Raw genomic sequence first — 21,066 nt, 5'->3', positions numbered from 1 at the left:
CGATTTGCAAGTGCTTGATCAAAGGAGCAGTTCGTCGGCAAAACGTTACCTCACTCGATCGCGTCTTTGTCTTTAAAAACCGATAATCATGTACAACCCATCTCTGCGTCAAATTCCTCGCCACTTACCTGCGGATGTAATTCCATTAAAACAGCAATCTTCTCTTTTAGACTGGTTGGAATCTAACAATCGCTTGTTAGCAAGGGATGTTCAAGAACCCGACTATCTGCACGAAGAAGAAATTTCTGAACTGATGGCAGTTGACGACAGTCCTTACGATGATTTAGAAGAGGAAGTAGAAGAGGATGTGAGTGTAGGCGAAGAATAACGGGTAGAAGGGTGAAGAAATCAACCGGAAACAGGGAAGAAAAACTAAGAGATTTCTCAATCTCCTGTATCGCACCCTATTCCCCCATTGTCAATTGCTTATTCTCAAATAGTGTGTGGTGAGGAGTGTTATGGATAACTTTTTGGATGAGAAAATCCCTTTTAGTCTGCCTTTCAAACTTACAGGCAGGAATTTATTCCTGCTGCTGGGTTTGGGGCTAGGCACTGTAGCAATCGGTTTAGATGTAGCAGCGGATAGATTTTTGAATTTACCTGCATCGCTATTTATGCCGCTAGTTGTTTGTGCTTTAGTTGCGTCGGGGTTGGGCTATGCAGTTGTACCCGTACTCCAGCAACTAAAAGCAGGACAAATAATTCGCGAAGACGGCCCCCAAGCCCATTTGAAAAAAGCGGGAACGCCGACAATGGGAGGCATCTTTTTTATACCTGCGGGGGTAGCAGTCGCTTTACTTTGGTCTAAGTTTAACTCAGATGTTGTTGCCGTATCGGCTTTAACTTTAGCTTACGGTTTCATTGGCTGGATTGATGACTGGCAAATTCTGCGACGTAAGTCGAACAAAGGTATTTCACCTCGGATGAAATTGGCTTTGCAAATAAGTTTTGCTGCTCTATTTTGTCTGTGGTTGATGTTTCATCAACCTGCAATTTCTACGAATGTTGCTTTGCCTTTCGGTTGGGTATTGCCATTAGGTTTGCTGTTCTGGCCGCTGGCGGGTTTTGTGCTAGTTGCCGAAAGCAATGCTACTAATCTGACCGATGGTGTTGACGGATTGATGGGAGGTTTGGGGGCGATCGCACTTTTGGGATTGGGCGCATCTGTAGCCTCAACTTCGCCAGAATTAATGATATTTTGCGCTTGCATCAGCGGCAGTTGTTTCGGTTTCTTAGCACACAACCGCAATCCAGCCAAGGTGTTTATGGGCGATACAGGTGCTTTAGCTTTGGGCGGTGCATTGGGTGCGGTAGCTTTATTAACAAATAGCCTTTGGATATTATTAATTATCAGCGGGATTTTCTTTGTAGAAACGCTGTCAGTAATTGCTCAAGTAGGTTATTACAAAGCTACAAAAGGGCCTGATGGAATCGGCAAGCGTCTGTTAAGAATGGCTCCACTGCACCATCATTTAGAGTTGTGCGGCTGGTTAGAAACTCAGGTTGTTGGCATTTTTTATATAACTAACGGGGCGTTAGTGTTAATGATTTTGATGTTGACTAGCAACAGTTGAGAAGGGATTGCGTGACGGATTACACAGGGGATGTAAGAGATATTTTCTACTACTTGAAAGAAACAGGCAAGATGCCTGTTCCACAATAACTGAATGCAGTTGTGGAACAGGCATCTTGCCTGTTTAAGGGTCCGAGGTTATAATTTTGACAATTTATATCCCCGTTAATGCAATGGAACTCAAAAAAATCAGGGTCAATATTTGGATAACGGTTTCATCTGCAAGCCTTCTCTTGCTAGCTGCTAGCTCAATTTTTTACTGGAAACTCGTTAGGCTCGGTTATGCTGTGCCAATTCCCTACATTTTAGATGTTTTTTGCTTAAATAATTGTCCGGCTGATGATTTAACTACTTTACATACCAAATTGCAGGCAGATAATTTATTAAACTACGACAAGTCGTTAACAAAAATTTTAGGCGAACCGGATAAGTTAGATAAAACTAGAATTTCAATCCTGGTTGAAAAATCAAAATACAGACTGACTGTATATTCAGATAAAAAGCCAATCAAGTCTTATCCTGTTGTATTTGGCGGCAATCCCACAGGTGATAAATTAAAAGCAGGGGATTCGCGCACGCCGGAAGGAATTTTTAGAATTAAAGATATGTATCCTCACGAAAGTTGGTCAAAGTTTCTGTGGCTGGATTATCCAACCAAGCAATCTTGGCGCAAACATATCAAAGCTAAGCAAAATGGTATAATTGCATGGGGCGATAGTGTAGGTAGTGAAGTCGGGATTCACGGCGTACCTGCTAATTCGGATAATATTATTAAGAATCGATCTAATTGGACTTTGGGCTGCGTTTCGCTGGAAAATAAGGATGTTGAGGAATTATATCAGTTTGTGCAGAAGGGAACGGCAGTAGAAATTAGTCCGTAGTCAGCAGTCAGTAGTCATTAGGAGGAAGTACAAACATTAATCCGTGTATCCGTGTCATAATCCGTGTTGTGCCTCCTTCCCCATGAACAACAAAACGTTTTTCCCGCAAGTTTCGGTGGTAGTGCCAGTTTACAACGGCGAGGGGGATTTGCCGGATTTAATTGAGTGCCTGCGATCGCAAACTTATCCGCCACACAGTGTAGAATATCTTTTAGTAGACAACAACAGTAGCCATCGCACTTCAACCATCCTTCAAACAGCAGCCTCTAACCCCCCCTCACTCCCCCCCTTGGTAAGGGGAGGAAGCAATTTCAATCAAATAATCATTCGCCACCTCACCGAAAATCAGATTCAAAGTTCCTACGCCGCCCGCAATCAAGGAATTCGCGCATCAACAGGCGAAATCATTGCATTTACCGATGCAGACTGTCGCCCGCAATCTGACTGGCTGGAAAATTTAGTTAAGCCATTCGTTGACTTAGAAGTAGGAATTAGCGCTGGGGAAATACTCGCATTGCCCGGTAAAACTATCTTAGAACAACACGCCGATCGCCAAAATACTTTATCTCAAAAACATACTCTCGCTCACCCTTTTTGTCCCTACGGTCAAACCGCTAACTTAGCTGTACGGAGGCTAGTTTTACAACAAATAGGATTATTTCGCCCTTACCTCACCAGCGGCGGCGATGCTGACTTGTGCTGGCGGATTTTGCGGGAAACATCCTATAAAATGTATTTTGCCGAAAATGCGATCGTCCGACACCGCCACCGTTATACAATAAAACAGTTGCAAAGTCAATGGTATCGGTACGGCGAATCTAATAAATATTTGCACGAACTCCACGGTGTCGATTTGATGCGAGAATTCACCACAGCGGAATATTTTTACCGGCTGGCTAGGTGGCTGTTCAAAGAATTTCCGGTGGCGGCTGCCAAAAGTGCGTTAGCGAAGCCCGCCCCTACGGGGGCTACGCCAACGAAGAGGATCGCCCGAGCCGATCTGGTAGATTTGTTTAATACGCCGATCGGTCTTTTGAATGTTAGGGCAAGGGCGATGGGACAGCGCCAAGCCAAACTTCCCGAATCAGCTTGGCAGATTGAGCGGTTTTAATCGGTTTTAATATTTTAGAGCCATAAATCATTGTGCGATCGCACTTACGATCGACAAGTATTCGTTTGTACACAATCCGTGCCTATATATACCTATAAGTAGAGTTTATCGGTACAAATAAATATGCTGAATCCGAAATATGAAAATTTAACGCAATACTTAATATAAAATTAATAAGTCTATTCTGAAGCGCTCGGTTTGACGAGGGGAAGAAACTCAGAGGCAAACACCAAAATTTTCTTTACTTCTGCCTTCGGGCTTTTCACTGCTGTCGTCAGCGCGTTGGGAATTATTCTCATAATTTTAAATTTTTGTAACCTTTACAAGTAATGCCAATGGCTCAAATCTTACTCCAGACCGTTTGGTTTATACCTTGCTATCCACTCATCGGCGGAGTTCTCTCGATACTGTGGTTTCCAGCAGTTACCCGCCGCACGGGGCCAAGACCATCCGGTTATGTGAACGCCATATTAACCTTCTTCGCTTTCCTACACGGCGTCATCGCCCTCACAGCTATCTGGAACCAACCGACACAACACCAGTTAATTCCCTGGCTGAATGTAGCAGGTTTAGACTTAACCATTCCCGTAGAAATCTCTGCTGTCACCGTCGGCGCGACAGTTTTGATTACCGGACTGAACTTGCTGGCGCAGATTTATGCTTTCGGTTACATGGAAATGGACTGGGGCTGGGCTAGGTTCTTTTCCCTGATGGGTCTGTTTGAAGCCGGGATGTGCGGGTTGGTACTGTGCAATTCCCTGTTCTTCAGCTACATGATTTTGGAAGTTCTGACTTTGGGTACTTACCTGCTAGTCGGGCTGTGGTTCAATCAGTCTTTGGTGGTGACAGGGGCCCGCGACGCTTTCTTAACAAAGCGGGTGGGAGATTTATTCCTGCTGATGGGAGTAGTCGCAATTCTGCCGCTGGCTGGAACTTGGAATTTTGACGAGTTGGCTGTTTGGGCTCAGACTGCAAAGCTTGACCCTACTGTAGCGACGCTGCTGACTTTAGCTTTGATTGCCGGACCGATGGGTAAGTGCGCTCAGTTTCCCTTGCACCTGTGGCTGGATGAGGCGATGGAAGGCCCGCTGCCGGCGACGATTTTGCGGAACACCGTAGTTGTGGAAACTGGTGCTTGGATATTGATTAAGTTGCAGCCGGTGATTGCTTTGTCGCCGATCGGACTGAAGACAACTATTATTGTAGGCGCTGCGACGGCGGTTGGTGCTTCATTAATTGCGATCGCCCAAATTGACATCAAGCGCACGCTTTCCTATATTGTCAGCTCTTACATGGGCTTAGTATTTATCGCCGTCGGCACCGGACAAGCCCAGACAGCCCTGACATTGATATTTGCCTACACCTTGGCAATGGGTTTGTTGGTGATGAGTATCGGTTCGGTAGTTTGGAACAGCGTCACTCAGGATGTCCGAGCTCTCGGCGGTTTGTGGGGAAAGCGGCCAATATCGGCAATATCGTTTATTGTCGGTAGCGCTGGATTGGTGGGACTACCGCCCTTCGGCTGCTTCTGGGCTTTAGAAGACTTCACATCCGGGCTTTGGCAAACTCACCCTTTCTTGTTAGGAATAGTGCTGTTTGTAAACGGCGTCACTGCTTTTGGATTGGTGCGCGTCTTCGGTTTAGTTTTCGGTGGCAAACCAAAGCAAATGACGGAACGCTCGCCGGAAGTTCACTGGCCTTTTATCTTGCCGATGACTGTTTTAATGGGCTTTACTTTGCACGTTCCGCACTTGCTGGCTGCGTGGCATTTATTGCCTGGGGCAAGTTTGAATTATACCGCAACTGGATTGCTAGTTTTGTCAACCGCGATCGGCATCGGTGCCGGAGCATTTGTTTACATGAACGACAAATGGGAAAAACCAGTACGAATCGGTTCTCAAGCTTTGCAAGACTTTTTTGCTTACGACTTTTACACTGCCCAACTTTACCGGGTAACAGTGATATTTGCAGTCGGTTTAGTTGCTCAAATCATCTCCTGGTTCGATCGCAATATTGTTGACGGATTCGCGAACTTAATCGGTTTTGCAACGGTTTTTGGCGGGCAAAGCCTCAAGTACAACGTTAACGGTCAAACTCAGTTTTACGCCTTGACAATTCTGTTCGGAGTGGCCGTTTTGGGACTGCTGATAAGCTGGCCACTGCTAGCTCGCTTGTCGCTGATTGTAGGCGGGTAAAAAGATATAAAAGTTAAGGTTTTAGGTGACAATTTTAATCTAAAATCTTAAAAACATGAAGTCTTGAACAAAGATTTCAAACTCGATACAACCAGGAAACATCAATGAACCCAAATAACAGACAATTCAATCTTTCCCGACGCAATTCCCTCAAATTTGTCGCAGGTGCTATTGGTACAGGGATACTCGCAGTAGGAGCAGGCGCTGATTTGGCTGCACCCGAACCAGCAATTGCTCAAACTGACTTAACTCCCGATGCAGCTCTGAAAGAGTTAATCGACGGAAACAAACGGTTTGTTGAGAGCAAACGCCAAAATCCCCACCAAGACTTTGGGCGCCTCACCGAAGTTGCCAAATCTCAAAAACCCTTTGCTGCTATTCTAGGCTGTGCAGATTCCCGCTTTCCTTCCGAGATTATCTTCGATCAAGGATTGGGTGATTTATTTGTCTGTCGCGTGGCCGGAAATGTTGCTACCCCAGAAGAAATTGGCAGCCTGGAATTTGGCACGCTGGTACTGGGAGCAAAAGTGCTTGTGGTAATCGGGCATAAACGTTGCGGTGCGGTAGAGGCAACCATTAAAGGAGCTCAAGTTCCCGGTCAGATTGGCAGTTTGCTCGACGCGATTAAGCCTGCTGTAGAAAGCTCGAAAAACCAAGCAGGCGACAAGCTAGAAAATGCCTGCAAAGCCAATGTTGTGCTGCAAGCTAACAAGTTGAAAGCCTCTCCAGTTATCTCTCAGTTAATTGCGGAGAATAAACTGAAAGTTGTGGGTGGGTATTACGATTTAGACACGGGTGCAGTCAATATTTTGGTTGAGTCTTGATGCTATTTTAAATTGATAATTTGGGGAAAAAGTAAGATTTCAATTCTCAAACTATCAAACCAGAAAGAGCTGCCAAATTGATATTTAATATCAAATAAGTTAGCATCGGAATAGTAAATTCTAGTTAACTGTCAACCCTCAACCGTCAACAATCATTCCGGTGCAAGCGGAATTGATATTACTCTTCACTCTTCACACATTATGCTTAGTGCCTTGCTCTGGTTGCCCGCGTTGGGCGCTGCGGTAGTCGGTTTCCTGCCCGGAAATATCAATGGGATGCGTCTGCGTTCAATAGCCTCGGCTTTTGCGGCAGCTATTTTCATTTTGAATATCTGGCTGCTGACTCAATTCGATCCAGCCAATTCGGGATTGCAATTTCAAGAATATTTACCTTGGATTCCGCAATTAGGTTTGAGCTACAACTTGGGCATTGACGGCTTGTCCTTGCCGCTGCTGGTTTTAAGTGCTTTGCTGACGCTATTAGTCATTTACGGCACTGGCGAAAAGATGGAGCGCCCCCAGCTTTACTATGCTTTGATTTTGCTGATCAATGCTGGTATTGCCGGAGCTTTGATGTCTCAAAATTTGCTGCTGTTTGTACTGTTTTACGAAGTAGAATTAATTCCTTTTTACCTGTTGATTGCGATTTGGGGCGGAAAGCAGCGGGAATACGCTGCCATGAAGTTTTTGATCTACACGGCAGTTTCGGGACTTTTAGTGCTGGCAGCATTTTTGGGGGTGGCTTGGCTGAGCGGTTCTTTAAATTTCGATTACAGTGCGATTACCACTCAAGAATTGCCGAGAAATTTGCAGTTAATCCTGCTAACAATTTTGCTAATTGGGTTGGGAATTAAAATTCCCTTGGTGCCGCTGCACACTTGGCTACCGGATGCTTATGTCGAAGCTTCGCCAGCAACAGCAATTCTGCTGGGAGGGATTTTGGCGAAGTTGGGAACTTACGGTTTAGTGCGGTTCGGCTTGCAGTTGTTTCCCGAAACTTGGTCGATTATAGCTCCCGTTTTAGCGATTATCGGGACTGTGAGCGTGATGTACGGGGCTTTGAGCGCGATCGCCCAAAAAGACATCAAGCGCATGGTAGCCTATAGTTCGATCGGGCATATGGGCTACATCCTCGTTGCCTGCGCCGCGGGTACGAAGCTGGCATTAATCGGTGCTGTCGGGCAAATGGTAAGCCACGGCTTAATTTTAGCTTTGCTATTTTATTTGGTAGGTATCATCGAAACCAAAGTTGGCACGCGGGATTTGGACGTGCTTAACGGTTTGATGAACCCGATGCGGGGTTTACCCACGGCCAGTTCCCTGTTAGTTTTGGGCGGTATGGCAAGCGCCGGAATTCCCGGTTTGGTGGGTTTTATTTCCGAATTTTTAGTATTTCAAGGCAGTTTCTCGATCTTTCCAATTCCAACTTTAGTCTGCATTTTAGCTTCGGGTTTAACAGCAGTTTACTTTGTGATTCTGCTCAACCGCACCTGTTTTGGGAAGTTGGACAATGCCACGGCTTACTACCCTCCAGTTACGTTTGCTGAAAATATGCCGGCGCTGGTTTTGGCAGGCATCATTTTTGTGTTGGGAATTCAACCTGCTTGGCTGCTAAAGTGGAGCGAATCCACTACAAATGCGATCGTTGCAACTCTGCCTGCCGACAGAAATGCTCAAGTTGCTATTAGCTATCCCCTGGAAAACTCGGGTATGGAAATCGCATCTACAAAAACGAACTCCATCTCTGCTGACTAAGAGAATTTACTCGTTGCCAGGATCTGCCTGGTAACGCAGATCCGGAGGCTCTGCCTCCAATTTTCCGGCTCTTGCCTGGATATCGGTTCCCAAGCAGAGCCGGAAAACCCGTTAAAGAACCGCAGCTTTTTGCAATAATTCAAAATATTTAGATTCACTCAATCAAAGGAAGAAACAATGGTACAAACTCCTAATAAACCAGCAACTAAACTACCTCCTTCCAAGCACGAATTTGCCGAAATAATTCACAGGCTAGAAGCTGGCGGCGCGATGATTCCAGATACGCCGGAAAATCTGATGCAAATTATCGCTATTTGGAAAGCCTACGCGGTGCCGATGGATTTCTACTGGCGGGATTTGCTTTACATCGCCGAACGAGTATTTTTACACCCGCTTCCTTTCTTTAAATACTTTTTACCGCAAGAGTATTTAGATTTACAAAATCACTATGCAGGCGACGGTGCAGATTTGCGGATTTGGCGCGGGACTGGAAGTGTTCACCCGGAACTTTTGGAGTTCATGGAAAAGGGAGAAACTGGTAAACTCCCTCGATTTGTGCACCATTTGTGGCACGATCGCATTAACATGGAATTTGCGGAAGAGTGCATGAGGTCAATGCTTTGGCACCGCGGCTTGTACGTGCCGACAAATCAATTCGATCCTTATTTGGACAGTGACGAATATAAGGCTAATGCCGATCGCGCAATTAAAGCTTACTTCAAAAAAGACCCGTTTATGCTGGCACTTCACAAAGCATTTCCCGAAATGTTTTTAGAACAGTGCCGCCAAATGTCTTATTACAGCAATCTCGGTTTATTCTGGGAAGTAATGGCACCGGTGTTTTTTGAAGTTTCCGACTTGTACGACGAAGGGAAAGTTACCACAGTCCCCCAAGCTATGGATTTCCTAGTAAATGGCATTTTTGCGATCGCCGGTCGTCCGATTTACCACCACGTTCAAATCGACGGCGAAACCTACGAAATCATCCCCAAATCTAAAGGTTTCACTTGGCTGTATGAAGCAGCGTTACCTTACGTGGAAGCTGTATTTTACCGCACTTCCCCGTTCCGAGGCACCAAATCTTACAACGCTCAAGCTAAGGAAGTTCCTGACGACCAAAAAGACTTTCACTTCGGAGTATTGTATGCAGACAAATTCCCGGTAGGTACGGCGGGAATTCCGCCGACTTTGCTAGCACAAGATATGCTGCATTTCCTGCCGCCTTATTTGATGGATTTCTACAAACAGCGCTGTCGCGGCGAAGATGATATCCTCAATCAAATTGGGGTGACATTTCAGCGCTCGATGTACTGCGTTACTTCGGCGGTGATTCAAGCGTTGCGGACTGCTCTTTTGTATCCTTTAGATGACCCGAATCCAAAGCATTTGAAGGCAAATCGAGCTTTCTTTGAGTCTCAGATCGATCGCTTCTGTCGCCCGGAATACGGCATGAAATATGCGGCGAAGCTCAAGAATATTCAGACTTCGGATTATAGGTAAAAGATGTTGGCGGGAGACATCTTAGCTGAAAAGTCCGCCAGTTCGTTAGTCCGCCAGGGGTTTTAACCCCTGGCTCAAAGCTCAAGTCGCTTGCAACCGACTGGGAAAAATGAGAGCTTTTTTAAGCCGTTTCAAAAGTCCTATAATATTAGATTAGTTGGTATCCGAATTATTCATCTCTCTGTTCTCTTCCTATGCGTTCTCTGCGTTCTCTGCGGTTTAATTATTCCGATTTAAAAAATAACCAATAACTATGGACAGCAAAGAGCTAGCCAAATATATCGAAGCAACCGATGGGATTTCCAAACCTTGGCTGTTGGTGCAACTGCGGCTGAAAAAATTGCAAGAAAGGCGATCGGAGATTTCTGCTGAAGATTATATGACAGAACTTACGGACATTCACAAAGATTTAATGAGTCTGGGGGAATGGTGGCTGGGAATCGAGGATGAAGTGTTCTAGGCGATTTGAAGAATGCTAGGTGCGGGGATGGCTTCACCTTCTTCCTCCCAAGCTTCTAGATACATTTCGATCACTTCTTCGCCATGTCGGATGGCTTCTGAGCGGGTTTTGCCGTGGGTACAGGGCATGACAACGCGCTCGGCAAACTCTGGAATCGTCACGAGGAAAAGTTGATCCTCGTCAGACCATTGGACGATCATACTGTATCGATTCATGAATCTTCCTCCTTTAACTCGTCGAGTTCGGCTAACAATATTGCCAACTGCTTCTCTCTCATAGCGTGGCACATCATCTCCGTCTTTGCCTGGAATTGTTAATGTCTTCCCAATCAAAGGATGCTACCATCTCTCATGGCTGCCTTTTCCGCGTTTTGGCAAATAAATAAAGATAAAGCCCTCACGGGTAATCTGAGCTTTTAACTCGCGAATTTTTCTAGGCATGGTGATTGTCCATTTTCTACCTCCATTTTCTCACTTAGCCATTTATTTTAATTTTTCCTTGGCCCATTCTCGCAGTTGGTTGTCGGGGCGATCGCACTTTAAAATTTCTCCATCAAATCTTTTTCTTGGGCATAGACATCTCGTAGCTGTTGCAGCGCCGCCCCAGAAATTGCCGATTTAACAGTAGCTACCAATTGGCCCCACTCCAGCAAGCTGTCAACTGAAACAGCTTTTTTGAACTTGTGGGTGTAGAATTTCGTCCAAAATGCAGGTGCTTGCTTGCTTTTCCAGCGTTTGTACCATCTGCCAAAATCTTGAAGTGCGATCGGCTTTACTGCTAAAATCGGGGGAAAATCGGCGTAGCTGACAAACCGACTAATGCCTTTGGCGTGAACGTAAACCATGTAGCGACAGCATTCGATGCGGTAAATCTCGTCTGCTGCGATATTGAACAAGAGTGCGACTGTTTCTTCGGTAACGAATCTCGCCAGCGGATGCAGGATGGGAGATTTGTGAATTATTTTGGAGCAGGCGAAAGTGCTTGATTTTAGCTGGGATGATGCTATCATAGTAAGTCAGACAGCTAGTAACTGTCTATTTAAGTTTTGAAAACGATCGCCCTTTAGTTGTCCAGACCGGGGGGCGATCGGCTTTTTAGATAAATTTATTGTAAGGTGTTATAGCACCCATTGTCAAGCATGGGTTTAGTCAGAATTAAAGTCAGAGAACTAGCAGCAGAGAAAGGTTGGACATTCAAGGAAGTTTCAGAACGTTCTGGGGTGGTATACAACACGGTCAAGCATTATGCTCGCTGTCCAGGGCTGACAACGGTTGACTTTACTTTGCTGCTGAAATTAGCTCGGACTTTTGATGTGATGATTGAGGATTTGGTTGAGGTTTTGGAGGAATAGGTCGATCGGCCTTAAGTTGTCTAGACCGGGGGCGATCGCTTTTTTGTATTTTCTAGACTATAGCATGATTAACTGTGAATTGTCAAACATTATCGCAATTAATCTAACCTAGGATGCTAACATCAAGGAAAGTTATTCATAGTTGATTATTCTTCGTGGCAAAAACTAATACTGCGATCGCGGTCAGTTCCGTGATTAAGGAAGTCATTCAAAAACAAGCCCAAGCGACCAGACTAACCCAGAAGGAAGTCGTGTATTTGGGAATGCTGGCAATTGATGCACTCGATAAGGAAAGTCGCCAAGAGTTGGCGGACAAAGTACATCAGATGCAGGTTAATGGGGAAATCTGAAGCTGAGGAAAGCCAGGTGGGTGTCCAGAAACCGGGTTTTTTACGAAAATACTTCGTTGCAACAGACAGATTAGGTAAAAACCCGGTTTCTTTGCTCGAAGTGCGTAACTCCCGTATCTAGAATCTCAAATCGTAGAATTCTCTGGAACTACCAACATCCGCGATTCTATTTCTTCCCAGGTTTTTGCTGATATTCTCACTGCTGCTTCCTTGCATTGGATCATCAAATAATTGGCAAATAAATAATCTCCCAGCGCCTCTGCTTCTTCCTCAGATAATTTGATTATTTCTGGATTGATATGAAGTGCATGACACCAGGTATCTAACAAGCGATCTAAAAATGCTAAGTGTATTTGTTTAGGTTGATCAGCATCAGGCAATTGCTGCTGGAGTTCTTCCAGTTGACTAATGAGTTGAGTAAAGTTCACCTCATGGAAGATTTTAATTTTTTCAAATTCTTGGGCCAACTTGATGGCGTCGGCGATGGTGTCGGCGTTGGTGATGGTGTTGGCGTTGGTGAAGACGATGGCGTTGGCGTTGGCGTTGGCGATTGACTTGGCGTAGAAGATGGTCATGAGGTTGGCCTCGGCGTTGATGTAGATGTCGTCGTAGATGACGGAGATGCCGTTGGCGTATATGTTGGCGATGGCGTGGGCATCGGTGATGGCGATGGCGTTGGCGATCGCCCCAGCACGTTTACCCACAGGCTTCAAATCACCTTCAGATCCCTCAGTCGCTGCATCTGCCCATTGCAATAGCCCTTGCAACTTCGGCCTGTTAATATACTTTTGAGCCTCTTTTTCCATTAACAATAGCAAGTCATCCGCCCCATTTTTTGCACGCACCAACCCCGCTACCAACAAAAATACTTCTCGCCAGCGTCGATCGCCAAAATGACCTGTAACTAACGGCTCAATTAAATTATTATCAGCAATATATTGCGCCGTGAGATATTCCTGAAGCGTCAAATGCGAAAACGAGTACACATCCTCAGCTCGTTCTACCAAAATCCCCTGTTGAACAGCAATAGCTTTCAGAACCGCCTCACCGTCTAAATGCTTCGGTGCATTCAAATTGCCTGCTAAAAAAGTTTTGATTTCCTCAACCACTTCTCGCTGCGAAAAAAACAGCTTATCAGTCTCAAAACCAGTATAAGCAATCTCCGATAACAAACTCTCCTCTAACTCCGTGCTGAGTCCTTGATAAATTTCATCTCGCAGAATCCGCTTTTCCGCCGCCCATTCTTCTAACAATATCCGCAAAGCCTTTTTGTAGAGAACGCTGCGATTATTCGGAAAGTTTTGCGAACGATCGTAATTGAGACAGAGGAAAGTTAGCAATAATGGCGTGTGGGCTAACTCTTTAGCTGCTGCATATTCTGGCTTTTGCAATAACTCCCAACATTTTTGAGCTGTTCCCGCTTGTTTGTCCACCTCAGACTGAAACCAGTTACCAATAAATTGCTCAATTTGACTATTGTCAAAGTCTGCAAGTTTGACATCAGTAAAGCGTTGAAAGTTGTTTCTATAAGCGGCGGTGCGACAAGAGACAATGAAGCGATTTTTGTCATAGCGATCGACAAAATTTTGAATTTTACCGATCACCTCATTTGTGTTGACTGTTGGCACTTCATCCAATCCATCCAGCAAGATTAACAGTTTTCCCTGCTCTAATGCCTTAGCGATAAATTGCTCAGAATGGGGAAAGCCACAAATGCTAAATTCTTCAACAATTAATTTTTCTATGTCTATTTGACTAGATGTAAAGCTTTTAAGTTCGATAAAAACGGGAATACAATTATGTTTGAACTCGCCTTTTTTGCCCTTCAGTGCTTCGAGTCCAGTTTTTCGCAAAAAAGTAGATTTTCCGGCTCCCGGCTGCCCTAAAACCATCAAATACTGCTTCTCATTAGCAATTTTTAGCCCTTCTTGCTTCTGGCAATCTTGCTGCTGAAAATTTCGCTTGTTTGCTTGGCGGTAAGCTTCCTCTAAATTTTGGATGGATTCAAAACTGCGGATTTGTTGCTCATCCAAAAACTGCACCGCAGTATACACCGATTCTAATGGCACTGCCTCGCGCATTCCCAATGCTTTCAGAATGCCGTGACGCTTGAAGTAGCGTTTGCCGTATTCCCCCGATGCCGTGTAAATTAGCTGTTTAGTTTTATCATCTAGCTTTTTCCCCATCAAACCGAGAAACTTGCCACCAGTTTCAAAGACTGACTGGAAAATGGGGAGGGCGATACCGCTAACACAACTTATAGCAAAGGGTTCAATTCCTGTCATGGCAGTATTAATGAGGTTTTGATGATGGGACTTAGGCTCGTGGAGGTCAGAAACCGGGTTTCTTCTATATATCTCTAGTTTGACGCATCAAGCGCAGCTTGTCCTTGCTCAATGCTCCGATACACTAAATCCAGCACAGCAGAGGAGACTGGCTCAGCCTCAGCAATCCGCCGCAACGCAGAGGGTATTAGGACTTACGCATGGGGCGCAGAAACCGGGTTTTTTACGAAAAGACGCATTGCAGTCCCCAGATTTGGTAATAAAACCCGGTTTCTTTAGTCTGAGTGAACAAGCCCTGCCATACAAACTTGCTCCTGTCCTTTGCATTAACCTAAATACAAAAAAATCCCCCGCCAGAAGGCAGGGGATTTGATTTAATTACCTACAAAACCAGACTTCGGAATTACCCGAATTTCCCGGCCGTCGAGGCAATTACAAAGGCCGCGTAAGTGAGGACGTTGCCCACAGTAAAGTGAACTAAGCCAACCAAACGACCTTGGACGATGGACAAAGCAACAGGCTTGTCTTTCCAGCGAACCAAGTTAGCCAAAGGAGTGCGCTCGTGAGCCCAAACCAAAGTCTCGATCAACTCTTGCCAGTAACCTCTCCAAGAGATCAGGAACATGAAACCAGTTGCCCAAACGAGGTGTCCGAATAAGAACATCCAAGCCCAGACTGACAAGTTGTTAGTACCATACGGGTTGTAACCGTTGATCAACTGAGAAGAATACAGCCAGAGGTAATCGCGGAACCAGCCCATCAGGTAGGTAGAAGACTCATTGAACTGAGCCACGTTACCTTGCCAGATGCCCAGGTGCTTCCAGTGCCAGTAGAACGTTACCCAAGCTAGGGTGTTCAACATCCAGAATACAGACAGGTACATGGCGTCCCAAGCAGAGATGTCGCAAGTACCGCCACGGCCGGGGCCGTCGCAAGGGAAAGCATAACCGAAGTCTTTTTTGTCCGGCATCAGCTTAGAACCGCGTGCATCCAGAGCGCCCTTGACCAAGATCAAGGTGGTGGTGTGCAAGCCTAGTGCGATCGCGTGGTGAACCAAGAAATCGCCAGGTCCGATCGCCAAGAAGAGAGAGTTAGTACCGTTGTTAATCGCGTCCAACCAGCCTGGGAGCCATACGTTGCCGTAGTTTGGCCAAGCGGTAGAAGCAATGCTGTCGGGGTTAGACAACAGCACGTCCATGCCGTAGAGAGCTTTTCCGTGAGCAGCTTGGATGAACTGTGCGAACACTGGTTCAATCAAGATTTGCTTTTCAGGAGTTCCGAAAGCAACTACAACGTCATTGTGAACGTACAGGCCGAGAGTGTGGAAGCCCAAGAACAGCGACACCCAGCTCAAGTGAGAGATAATCGCTTCTTTGTGCTGCAACACGCGATCGAGCACGTTGCCTTTGTTTGCTTCAGGATCGTAGTCCCGCACCAAGAAGATAGCTCCGTGGGCGAAAGCGCCGACCATGATGAATCCAGCGATGTACTGGTGGTGCGTGTACAACGCAGCCATCGTTGTGTGATCCTGCGCTATGAAAGCGTAGGGAGGCATCGCGTACATGTGCTGCGCTACCAGGGAGGTAATGACACCCAAAGCAGCCAAGTGCCAGCCTAATTGGAAGTGCAGCGAGTTGTTGTAGGTCTCGTAAATGCCTTGGTGAGGCATATTGAAGGGGCCTTCAACTTTCTTGCCAAAGAAATCTTTGGCATCGCACATTTCTTTGATGCTGTGACCGATACCGAAGTTAGTCCGGTACATATGACCGGCAACGATAAACAGAACTGCGATCGCCAAGTGGTGGTGAGCAATGTCTGTCAGCCACAGGGATTCTGTTTGAGGGTGGAAGCCACCCAAGAAAGTCAGAATTGCGGTTCCAGCGCCTTCGGAAGTACCGAAGACATGGCTCGCTGCATCTGGGTTCTCGGCGTATACGCCCCAGTTACCACTGAAGAACGGAGCCAAACCGGCCGGGTGAGGTGGGGTAGACAGAAAGTTGTCCCAACCTACGTGCTGTCCGCGAGATTCGGGGATAGCAACGTGAACCATGTGACCAGTCCAAGCCAAAGAGCTGACACCGAACAAACCAGCCAAGTGGTGGTTGAGGCGAGATTCAGCATTTTTGAACCAAGACAAGCTGGGGCGGTACTTGGGCTGGAGGTGCAACCAACCTGCGAACAGGAAGACAGCGGCCAGTAGTAGCAAGAAGATAGCTCCTTGATACAGGTCGGCATTTGTCCGAATCCCTTGGGTGAACCACCAATGGTAGACACCAGAGTAAGAGATGTCCACCGGGTTAGAAGCGCCAGCTTGAGTGAAAGCCTCTACTGCTGGAGCCCCAAATTGCGGGTCCCAAATCGCGTGAGCGATCGGGCGGACGTTTAGAGGGTCTTTAATCCACTGTTCAAAGTTACCTTGCCATGCTACGTGGAACAGGCTGCCCGAAGTCCACAAGAAAATGATTGCTAGGTGGCCGAAGTGAGAAGCAAAAATCTTTTGGTAAAGATTTTCTTCGGTCATGCCATCGTGGCTTTCAAAGTCGTGTGCTGTGGCAATCCCGTACCAGATCCGCCGTGTGGTCGGGTCTTGGGCAAGGTCTTGGCTAAATTTTGGAAATTTCGTTGCCATAAGCCTTGATTAATCCTGAATCCTGAACAAAATTGAAGGGATTCGGTTCGGAGTTTGGATTCTCGATTTGAGATTCCTCCCAAATCGAGAATCCAAAACCTAGGGGTAGTTTACCCTACCGAAATGATTCGCGCTAGGAAAAATGCCCACGTAGTGACAATTCCTCCTAGGAGGTAGTGAGCTACACCCACAGCCCGACCCTGAATAATGCTCAGAGCGCGAGGCTGAATCGACGGAGCTACCTTGAGCTTGTTGTGAGCCCAAACAATCGACTCAATCAGTTCTTGCCAGTAGCCGCGGCCGCTGAACAGGAACATCAAGCTGAAGGCGAAGACGAAGTGTCCAGCTAGGAACATCAGACCGTAGGCCGACAGTGCCGAACCGTAGGACTGAATAACCTGAGAAGCTTGCGCCCAAAGGAAGTCCCGCAGCCAGCCGTTAATCGTGATCGCACTTTGTGCGAAGTTGCCACCGGTAATGTGAGAAATTGTGCCGTCTGGCGATACTGTTCCCCACACGTCCGACTGCATTTTCCAGCTAAAGTGGAAAATCACGATCGAGATGCAGTTGTACATCCAGAACAAGCCTAGGAACACGTGATCCCAACCAGAAACTTGGCAGGTGCCGCCACGGCCTGGGCCGTCGCAAGGGAACCGGAAGCCCAAGTTGCCTTTGTCAGGAACCAAGCGAGAACTGCGTGCAAACAACACGCCCTTCAAAAGAATCAGGACTGTAACGTGAATGGTGAAAGCGTGGATGTGGTGGATCAAGAAGTCCGCCGTACCCAACTCGATCGGCATCATCGCTACTTTGCCCGCGACTACTACTGCACCGCCGCCAAAAGCGTGGCTGACGATTTCCGTAGCATTAGGCGCTGTTGTGCCCGGAGCCAAGGCGTGGATGTTTTGCACCCACTGGGCAAATATCGGACGCAACTGAATCCCGGTATCGGAGAACAAATCTTGAGGACGACCGAAAGCCCGCATCGTGTCGTTATGAACGTACAGACCGAAGCTGTGGAAGCCCAAGAATATGCAAACCCAGTTGAGGTGAGAGATGATTGCATCTCTGTGGCGGATTACGCGGTCGAGCAGGTTATTAACGTGCTGGGCCGGATCGTAGTCCCGCACCATGAAGATTGCTGCGTGAGCGGCTGCTCCAACAATCAGGAATCCGCCAATCCACATGTGGTGGGTGAACAGGGATAGCTGAGTTGGGTAGTCGGTCGCGATGTACGGATACGGAGGCATCGCGTACATGTGGTGAGCCACGATGATGCTCAAAGAGCCCATCCAGGCTAAGTTCCACGACAGTTGGCAGTGCCAAGACTGCGTGAAGATTTCGTACATCCCCTTGTGCCCTTCGCCAGTGAAAGGGCCTTTGTGAGCTTCCAGAACTTCTTTGAAGCTGTGGCCGATGCCCCAGTTCGTGCGGTAGAAGTGTCCGGCGACGATGAACAGCACTGCCAAAGCTAAGTGGTGGTGTGCTGTATCGGTCAGCCACAGACCGCCAGTTGTGGGGTTCAGACCGCCTTTGAAGGTCAGGAAGTCTGTGTATGCGCCCCAGTTGAGAGTGAAGAAGGGGGTTAAACCTTTAGCGAAGCTTGGGTAGATGTCTGCCATCAAGCTCGGTGTTAAAATCCACTCGTGTGGCAGAGGGATGTCGGCAACTGTTTTAATCAGCTTGCCACCGACTGTCAGCGGTGCGCCTGCATCGATCGCGTCCATGCAAGCATTGATCGGCAGGGCAACGTGAATTTGCTGTCCTGCGAAGCCCAAGCACCCGCAGCCTAGCAAACCTGCCAAGTGGTGGTTCATCATCGATTCCACGTTCTGGAACCATTCCAGTTTCGGAGCGCGGACGTGATAGTGGAACCAACCGGCAAACAGCATCAAAGCTGCCATTACCAGGGCGCCGATCGCAGTGCAATATAGCTGGTATGAGTTAGTGATGCCGTTGGCGCGCCACAATTGGAATAGACCAGAGGTGATCTGAATTCCGTGAAAGCCGCCGCCTACATCTGCATTTAAAATTTCTTGACCAAAAATCGGCCAGACCACTTGAGCGCTGGGCTTGATGGCTGTAGGATTTGTCAGCCAAGCTTCGTAATTGGAAAATTTAGCGCCGTGGAAATATGCGCCGCTCAACCATACGAAGATTACTGCCAAGTGGCCGAAGTGAGCGCTAAAGATTTTGCGCGAAACGTCTTCTAAGTCACTTGTATGACTGTCAAAGTCGTGAGCGTTAGCGTGGAGGTTCCAAATCCAAGTGGTGGTTTTTGGCCCCTTAGCTAGAGTGCGATCGAAATGACCGGGTTTTGACCACTTCTCGAAAGAAGTTGGAACCGGATTCTTATCGACTACTACCCTAGCTTTTACCTCTCGCTCTGGAGGACTAATGGTCATGAAGACTCTCCTCTCGGTAAGACAAGGAACGAGAACTGAATACTGTACCTGACACTCCCCGCGCTTGATTAGGCGGGGGATTCTCGGGAAAGCCGACACTGCAATGCACTTCACTCTTTGCAGAGTTAGACGCAGGTGCATCGTCTTCCCAAGCATTTTGCTTCTTTGAAGAAGCCAGTTTCCCAGTGTCGCTAACAATGTGCCTGGGTACTGCTAACTCTTCTCTCCAGATGAGCTGCCGATCGAGTTCCTGATTTAGGCTTGATGCGACTGCTCCTTTTGAGGGAGTTTTATGAATTATAAGCTTGCTAGAGGAGTATTAATCGCTTGTTAACAATACTTAAAAAAGGCTCAATTCTTGATGTAATAACGCCTTTAAATCCCACAGTCCCTCGAAAAAGTCAAGGGGTACTGCCATTAACTTTACAAAACTCAAAGATAAGGTAATTTAGGAATACTCATTTGTAGATATATGTTTTGGAAAAAGGCTGCGGCAATTAAGAGTAGGAGAGGATGGGTTGCCCGCTGCCGCCTCAATCCGGGTTCCTACGCGGCTTTGGCATTCCTGGCCGGCAATTCCCCAATACTAAATTCATTTTTGGGCTATAGTTCCCTATGAGAAGGCTTCTAGGAGTATGGTTGCGTGATTGGGATCAATTGGCACAGAACGGTTGCGGGCAGGCTGGTGGCATTGTTCGCAGTAGCAGTATTAATTTTGGGTTTAGCAAGTTGTGGCGCGGGCCATCCCGAATTGCCCAAATCAGGGAACAAGAGCGGCTCAGCTACCGCCCCAGTAAACAGAATTTCAGAGGTTTCTCCCCCAGAAGCCATTCAACAACTGCGTCAGGCTCTAGAAATCTACCAGCCTCAAATTAGTATTTTGAATCCAAAACCTGACGAAGTGCTTCAGGATATAAATGTGTCTGTTCAGTTCCAAGTGAAGGACTTGCCCATTTTCAAAGATGCAAACTTGGGTTTGGGCCCCCATCTGCAAGTTTTATTAGACAACCAACCTTATGCAGCAGTTTACGATATCAACCAACCTTTAACGCTCTCCGACTTAGAACCCGGAACCCATACCCTGCGGGTGTTAGCCGCTCGCCCTTGGGAAGAAAGCTTTAAAAACGAAGGTGCCGCGGCTCAAACAACCTTTCACGTTTTTACCAAAACAGACGACAATAATCCCGATCGAACATTGCCCCTATTAACGTACAACAGCCCCCAAGGCAGCTACGGGGCAGAACCCATCCTGCTCGACTTTTACTTGACAAATGCCCCCCTGCACGAAGTGGCGCAAAAAAATTCCCAAGATGAAATACTCGATTGGAAAATTCGAGCCACAGTCAACGGCCAAAGCTTTGCGATCGATCAGTGGCAACCTATATATCTTAAAGGATTCAAACCAGGGAAAAACTGGGTACAGCTAGAATTAATTGACGAACGGGGAAATATCGTCAAAAACGCCTTTAATAATACAGTCAGACTGATAAATTTCCAACCGCTTGGCCAAGATCCTCTTTCAAAATTAGTGCGGGGCGAACTAACAGCAGCAGAAACTCGCGGTATAGTCGATCGCACCTACCAAGCCCCCGCTCCCACACCAACCCCAACCCCCGAACCGACACTGACACCTGCATTAGAAAAAACACCAGTTGTCCAACCCTCACCAGCGGTTCCAGAAACCCCTGTTACCCAACCGAGCTTAGAGCCAACAGTCGCTCCCGAAGTTGATCCCCTTCCAGTAATA

At 46.9% G+C, this 21,066-nt stretch carries 17 protein-coding genes; 12 read left to right on the top strand and 5 right to left on the bottom strand.

From position 1 onward, the window contains the following. Nucleotides 1-88 precede the first annotated feature (88 nt). The 9 genes from QUA43_RS08545 to QUA43_RS08505 all read left to right on the top strand — a co-directional run bounded on the left by QUA43_RS08545 (nucleotide 89) and on the right by QUA43_RS08505 (nucleotide 10,299). Nucleotides 89-328, top strand: coding sequence for a DUF3134 domain-containing protein (locus tag QUA43_RS08545; RefSeq protein ID WP_006631296.1), 240 nt, complete (start codon nucleotides 89-91; stop codon nucleotides 326-328). Between the two features lie 130 nt (nucleotides 329-458). Next, nucleotides 459-1,574, top strand: coding sequence for a phospho-N-acetylmuramoyl-pentapeptide-transferase (gene mraY, locus QUA43_RS08540; protein ID WP_333372762.1), 1,116 nt, complete (start codon nucleotides 459-461; stop codon nucleotides 1,572-1,574). Nucleotides 1,575-1,719: 145 nt separating this feature from the next. Further along, on the top strand, nucleotides 1,720-2,454 hold the full coding sequence (locus QUA43_RS08535) for a L,D-transpeptidase (protein WP_333372757.1): 735 nt from the start codon (nucleotides 1,720-1,722) through the stop codon (nucleotides 2,452-2,454). Between the two features lie 82 nt (nucleotides 2,455-2,536). Then, on the top strand, nucleotides 2,537-3,565 hold the full coding sequence (locus QUA43_RS08530) for a glycosyltransferase (RefSeq protein ID WP_333372754.1): 1,029 nt from the start codon (nucleotides 2,537-2,539) through the stop codon (nucleotides 3,563-3,565). Nucleotides 3,566-3,900: 335 nt separating this feature from the next. After that, complete coding sequence (locus QUA43_RS08525; RefSeq protein ID WP_333372751.1) at nucleotides 3,901-5,760, top strand: NAD(P)H-quinone oxidoreductase subunit F; 1,860 nt, start codon at nucleotides 3,901-3,903, stop codon at nucleotides 5,758-5,760. A gap of 104 nt (nucleotides 5,761-5,864) precedes the next feature. Further along, on the top strand, nucleotides 5,865-6,584 hold the full coding sequence (locus tag QUA43_RS08520; RefSeq protein ID WP_333372749.1) for a carbonic anhydrase: 720 nt from the start codon (nucleotides 5,865-5,867) through the stop codon (nucleotides 6,582-6,584). 201 nt (nucleotides 6,585-6,785) lie between these two features. Further along, on the top strand, nucleotides 6,786-8,339 hold the full coding sequence (locus QUA43_RS08515; protein WP_333372746.1) for an NADH-quinone oxidoreductase subunit M: 1,554 nt from the start codon (nucleotides 6,786-6,788) through the stop codon (nucleotides 8,337-8,339). A 177-nt stretch (nucleotides 8,340-8,516) separates the two neighbouring features. Then, nucleotides 8,517-9,839, top strand: a complete 1,323-nt coding sequence (locus QUA43_RS08510; protein ID WP_333372743.1) for a CO2 hydration protein — start codon at nucleotides 8,517-8,519, stop codon at nucleotides 9,837-9,839. A 253-nt stretch (nucleotides 9,840-10,092) separates the two neighbouring features. Continuing rightward, nucleotides 10,093-10,299 carry a hypothetical protein gene (locus QUA43_RS08505; RefSeq protein ID WP_333372740.1) on the top strand — a complete coding sequence of 69 codons (207 nt, stop codon included), beginning with the start codon at nucleotides 10,093-10,095 and terminating at the stop codon, nucleotides 10,297-10,299. On the opposite strand, the gene QUA43_RS08500 is transcribed toward QUA43_RS08505, so the two are convergent. Both QUA43_RS08500 and QUA43_RS08495 read right to left on the bottom strand, forming a co-directional pair. Further along, on the bottom strand, nucleotides 10,296-10,514 hold the full coding sequence (locus QUA43_RS08500) for a type II toxin-antitoxin system HicB family antitoxin (RefSeq protein ID WP_333372737.1): 219 nt from the start codon (nucleotides 10,512-10,514) through the stop codon (nucleotides 10,296-10,298). The genes QUA43_RS08505 and QUA43_RS08500 overlap by 4 nt on opposite strands. 323 nt (nucleotides 10,515-10,837) lie before the next feature. Beyond that, the gene (locus QUA43_RS08495; RefSeq protein WP_333372735.1) at nucleotides 10,838-11,308 is read right to left on the bottom strand and encodes a hypothetical protein; all 471 of its coding nucleotides are present in this window, start codon (nucleotides 11,306-11,308) and stop codon (nucleotides 10,838-10,840) included. Between the two features lie 129 nt (nucleotides 11,309-11,437). Here QUA43_RS08495 and QUA43_RS08490 point away from each other — a divergent pair, with 129 nt between their 5' ends. Together QUA43_RS08490 and QUA43_RS08485 are read left to right on the top strand one after the other, a co-directional pair. Then, nucleotides 11,438-11,650, top strand: a complete 213-nt coding sequence (locus QUA43_RS08490; protein WP_006631306.1) for a helix-turn-helix domain-containing protein — start codon at nucleotides 11,438-11,440, stop codon at nucleotides 11,648-11,650. Between the two features lie 155 nt (nucleotides 11,651-11,805). After that, nucleotides 11,806-12,000, top strand: coding sequence for a hypothetical protein (locus QUA43_RS08485; protein ID WP_236506337.1), 195 nt, complete (start codon nucleotides 11,806-11,808; stop codon nucleotides 11,998-12,000). 125 nt (nucleotides 12,001-12,125) lie between these two features. Here the strand turns inward: QUA43_RS08485 and QUA43_RS08480 are convergent, their stop codons facing one another. The 3 genes from QUA43_RS08480 to psaA all read right to left on the bottom strand — a co-directional run bounded on the left by QUA43_RS08480 (nucleotide 12,126) and on the right by psaA (nucleotide 19,319). After that, complete coding sequence (locus QUA43_RS08480; protein WP_333372733.1) at nucleotides 12,126-14,285, bottom strand: NACHT C-terminal helical domain 2-containing protein; 2,160 nt, start codon at nucleotides 14,283-14,285, stop codon at nucleotides 12,126-12,128. A 403-nt stretch (nucleotides 14,286-14,688) separates the two neighbouring features. Then, nucleotides 14,689-16,914, bottom strand: a complete 2,226-nt coding sequence (gene psaB, locus QUA43_RS08475; protein ID WP_333372730.1) for a photosystem I core protein PsaB — start codon at nucleotides 16,912-16,914, stop codon at nucleotides 14,689-14,691. Between the two features lie 110 nt (nucleotides 16,915-17,024). After that, nucleotides 17,025-19,319 carry a photosystem I core protein PsaA gene (gene psaA / locus QUA43_RS08470; protein WP_333372727.1) on the bottom strand — a complete coding sequence of 765 codons (2,295 nt, stop codon included), beginning with the start codon at nucleotides 19,317-19,319 and terminating at the stop codon, nucleotides 17,025-17,027. Between the two features lie 643 nt (nucleotides 19,320-19,962). On the opposite strand from psaA, the gene QUA43_RS08465 reads away from it, so the two are divergent. Next, nucleotides 19,963-21,066 (top strand): hypothetical protein (locus QUA43_RS08465; protein WP_333372724.1); only part of this gene is annotated, 1,104 nt, incomplete at its 3' end.

Source organism: Microcoleus sp. N9_B4 (genome assembly GCF_036701635.1).
GTDB lineage: Bacteria > Cyanobacteriota > Cyanobacteriia > Cyanobacteriales > Microcoleaceae > Microcoleus.
This window is presented reverse-complemented; position numbering and strand designations above follow the sequence as displayed.